Below are 3,732 nucleotides of genomic sequence, written 5' to 3' on the forward strand. Positions count from 1 at the left end.
TTTCTTGATGATCTTGCTCTTCTCTGTGGCAATTTCCCTGATGGTGGAGCCAAGAATCTTTGTATGCTCCAGCTCAATGGGACAGAGAACACTTGCCTCAGGGATGATGGTATTGGTTGCATCAAGACGTCCACCAAGGCCGGTCTCAATAATCGCCCAGCTGCAACCGCTGTTCCTGAAGAGCAGATAGGCATATGCGGTGAAGAGTTCAAACGTGGTAGGATTGGTCTCCCCCCATTCATCGCGGAAGGTGAATCCTTCAATGCTGTCTGCCAACTCTTGGCCCGTTGAAACGAGCAAGGATTCGTCAAAGAAGGTGCCACTTAGGGTAAACCGCTCCCGGTAATCAACCAGATGAGGGGAAAGGTATAGGCCTGTTTTATAACCCATGGCAGTCAGGGAACTTGCCAGATAACTTGCTGTTGAACCCTTTCCTTTTGACCCTGCAAGATGAATTTTCTTGAAGGCCTGCTCAGGATTGCCCAAGTGGGCCAACAGGTCGTGCATCCTGTCAAGTCGATAGGTACGAGTGGTGTAGTGGGACGTCTGCTTCTCGAGGTTGGTGAAGTGCTCGGTGAAGCGGATTACATCTTCAAAGCTGGAAATTTGCATGCTGGAAACTACCTCGCCTGTCACTGTAGACGGTAAGGGCCTCCTTGGTCAACGCAGTGAAAACCGGTAGAAAGTATCATATCTTTTGATAGTCACACGGAAGGTTGTTTCGAGTATCCCACAGGCAACTGCGTCTTGGGGCTTCCCATCAAATGCTACTGTTTGTTGGTCGATAAGGATGATCCTGCTTGCAATCCTCAAGGCTTCTGAGATGTCATGGAAGCTTGCCACAACGCAGTGACCCTCAGATGCCAGATCCTGCAGGAGCTGGTGGACCATATACATCTGTGATATGTCCAGATGGGCATCCGGCTCATCAAAAAGGAGATAGTCTGCTTCCCTCGCAAGGGTCATCGCGAGAAAAGAGCGTTGCTGATATCCCCCGCTCAAGTGCTTAAGAGGGGTATCCAGTACATGCTGGAGTTGCATTCTCTTGGTTGCCTGCTCGATGGCTTTTTGGTCTCTCACTTCGAGTCTTCTTACAAATCCTTGATAGGGATACCTGCTGTGGGCAAGCAGGGTTCTGGTATTCATATCTGGAATTTCATGACGTTGCCCATGGTAGGCTATCAGTCTGCCCAGATGCCTTGGTGCATAGTCACATAGAGGCTTCCCCTCCAGAAGCAATGTTCCCTGTTTTTTCTCCAGCAAGCCTGCCAAGATCTTGAGAAGGGTTGATTTACCGCTTCCATTCAAGCCCAGTACTGCTATCAGCTCTCCTTTGCTGAGTGAGAGCGAAATATCCTTAAGAACCGTTTTTCCTGGGTATCCTCCAATAAGGTGTTTGGCTTCAAGCATACCTATCTCCTCGTCTGTATTTGATCAAGACAACCAGGAAGCTTGGTCCTCCCAGAGCAGAGAGTACAATACCTACCGGTAGCTCATAGGGTGCGAATATCAATCGGGCAATGGTATCGGCGAATAGGGCGATGCACCCACCAAGCAAGGCGGTGAAGGGAAGATGGAGTGCCTCGTGCGTTGGTATCATTTTTCTGGCTATGTGGGGTACCAACAGACCAAGGAATCCTACCAGCCCACATAAACTGATCGCAAGTGCACTAAGTACTGCGCTTAAAGACAAGAGCAAGAGACGAACCCGATTGACCCTGAGCCCAAGGGATGTTGCACACTCATCGCCAAGACTGAGCATCGTAAGCGGACGACCCATCAGGCAGGCAATGAGCATTGCCATCACTAGGATAGGAGAGAGCAAGGAAAGCTGAGCGGAAGTGATATGGGAGAAAGACCCGACGAGGAAGTCAATTTTCACGGTCGCCAGATCTGGAAAGATGGTCAGCAAGGCATCACTGATAGCACCAAGCACTGTCGATAAGGCAATACCACTGAGTATGAGGGTGAGTCGGCTGAATCGATATAGGGCTGCGAGGGAAAACACCATCAAACTGCCAACGAGTGCACCGACTGAAGAGAAAAGCGGCAGGAGCTCAGTAAGAGAGGGAAAGAGGAGCATTCCAAGCAGTACCGAGAGAGCCGCTGATGCGTTTATGCCCAAGAGGCTTGGTCCGGCCATGGGGTTGTTCAGGGTCTGTTGCAACAAGGAACCAGAGAGGGAGAGTGCACTGCCACACAGGAGTGCGGAAGCTATACGGACCATGCGAAGATGCATGATCATGGAAAGGCTTCCCCCGTTTGTAAGACTGGACATCAACCCTGAGAGCAACTCCTCAGGGGAGAGGCCAACAGCCCCCTTGCAAAGCGAATAACATGCACCGGCTAAAGCAAGAGCGAACAGTCCGGTCATTTTTCCCTTAGAAGAGTGAGGTAAGATATGCATAACTTTCATCCCATCTATCGTTTGGCTTATAGCCGAACAATGCTTTTGGCAGCAGCTGTACATTGCCTGTCTTGATCGCCTGCACGTTGGAGAGAATCGGGTTGTCACGGATCAAGGTCTGTACCTGTGCTTCTGCTAGTGAAACATCCCCCATGGGGACAACCAGGATCAATGTAGGGTCCTCCTTCAGGATAATCTCCCAGCTCAGTTGATCAAGAAGGGAGGGGTACTTGTCTGAGAGTGTCTCGATCTCCAGGTCTCGAAGCATGGCCCCTACCAGGGAACGTTCATCAAGCGCCTTTATTTTGGTGCTATGGGCTCTGAGCAAGAGAACTCGCTCTTCTTGAGAAGGGGAAAACGATGAGATGATTGATTGAGCGCGTGTTGCAGTCTCCTTGCCATGAGTCCAGTAGGAATCATCATTTCCTGTTATCTCGCTACACCAACGCAAGGCTTCCAGGTAGTGTTCCAGTGTATCAAGATCAAAGGCTTTGCACTCTATCTGGAACGATTCCAGCTGATCCTTGATACCTTGGTGACTTGGAAGCAGTGGGGAGAGCAAGACCAGATCCGGGTCGAGGGAGAGGATTTGTTCGATGCTGGGGTCCTTGACCGTACCAAGATTGATGCAATTATCCCCTACATCTATGGGATGTTCCTGGAAAGCATCATCAGTTGTGGCTGCAACATCACCCCCTGAGAGGACCCAGAGTTCAGCCAAGGAGGAGGAGAGTGCAACCACCGTTATTTCACGCTCAGCTTTGCTGGAGTGAGCCTTGGTACCGCATGAGACAAGCAGTACCACGAGTAAAGGCACCATCCACTTATACAGTCTCATGTAGTACCTTCGCTATATGATCCATCCCGAGGCGTTCCACCACGGATGCAAAACGCTCTCCTGGTCTTCCCTCTTCCTTGTAGAGGTTCAATATTCGGGTGATCAAAGGGAAGAGCTGTTCTTCACTGTACAAGGAAGGGAGAGGTGTCCCGCACCGTTTCTGCTTGCCCCATCGGCCTCCAAGATAAATCTTGTAGCGGGATTCTTCACTGGATATTTTTCCAAATGGGCAGGTATCGAGGCATCGGCTACAGTTGTTGCAGAGGCTGCGGTCAATATACCGTTTTCCATCTTCACGTTGCTTGATTGCTCCCATCGGGCAGCGCTTCTCACTGATGCAACCGCCACAAGCCTTGCACTCAGGTGATAGATGCATCATTCTCTGTCCTACAATGCCAAGATCATTGAGCTCAGGCTTTACACAACTGTTTGGACATCCTCCCACTGCTATCTTGAATTTGTGGGGAAAGATGACCTCATGCCAACC

At 50.3% G+C, this 3,732-nt stretch carries 4 protein-coding genes and 1 pseudogene; all 5 read right to left on the reverse strand.

Annotated features, from left to right (window positions below):
• On the reverse strand, positions 1-612 hold a 612-nt coding region (locus JF818_RS11150; RefSeq protein ID WP_370570332.1), incomplete at its 3' end, for a folylpolyglutamate synthase/dihydrofolate synthase family protein.
• 48 nt (positions 613-660) lie between these two features.
• Positions 661-1,410 (reverse strand): ABC transporter ATP-binding protein, encoded by a 750-nt coding sequence (locus JF818_RS11155; RefSeq protein WP_198892084.1) that lies wholly within the window; start codon positions 1,408-1,410, stop codon positions 661-663.
• On the reverse strand, positions 1,403-2,407 hold the full coding sequence (locus JF818_RS11160) for an iron ABC transporter permease (RefSeq protein WP_198892085.1): 1,005 nt from the start codon (positions 2,405-2,407) through the stop codon (positions 1,403-1,405). The genes JF818_RS11155 and JF818_RS11160 overlap by 8 nt, the downstream gene beginning before the upstream one ends.
• The gene (locus JF818_RS11165) at positions 2,382-3,245 is read right to left on the reverse strand and encodes an ABC transporter substrate-binding protein (RefSeq protein WP_198892086.1); all 864 of its coding nucleotides are present in this window, start codon (positions 3,243-3,245) and stop codon (positions 2,382-2,384) included. The genes JF818_RS11160 and JF818_RS11165 overlap by 26 nt, the downstream gene beginning before the upstream one ends.
• Positions 3,232-3,732: pseudogene (locus JF818_RS11170) on the reverse strand ((4Fe-4S)-binding protein); the annotation flags it as partial. The pseudogene JF818_RS11170 and the gene JF818_RS11165, both read right to left, overlap by 14 nt.

It is taken from the genome of Sphaerochaeta sp. S2, assembly GCF_016406725.1.
Lineage (GTDB): Bacteria > Spirochaetota > Spirochaetia > Sphaerochaetales > Sphaerochaetaceae > Sphaerochaeta.

Coding starts and splice junctions, on each gene's coding strand:
- JF818_RS11165 (WP_198892086.1), bottom strand. CDS start 3,245: ATGAGACTGTATAAGTGGATGGTGCCTTTACTCGTGGTACTGCTTGTC.
- JF818_RS11155 (WP_198892084.1), bottom strand. CDS start 1,410: ATGCTTGAAGCCAAACACCTTATTGGAGGATACCCAGGAAAAACGGTT.
- JF818_RS11160 (WP_198892085.1), bottom strand. CDS start 2,407: ATGCATATCTTACCTCACTCTTCTAAGGGAAAAATGACCGGACTGTTC.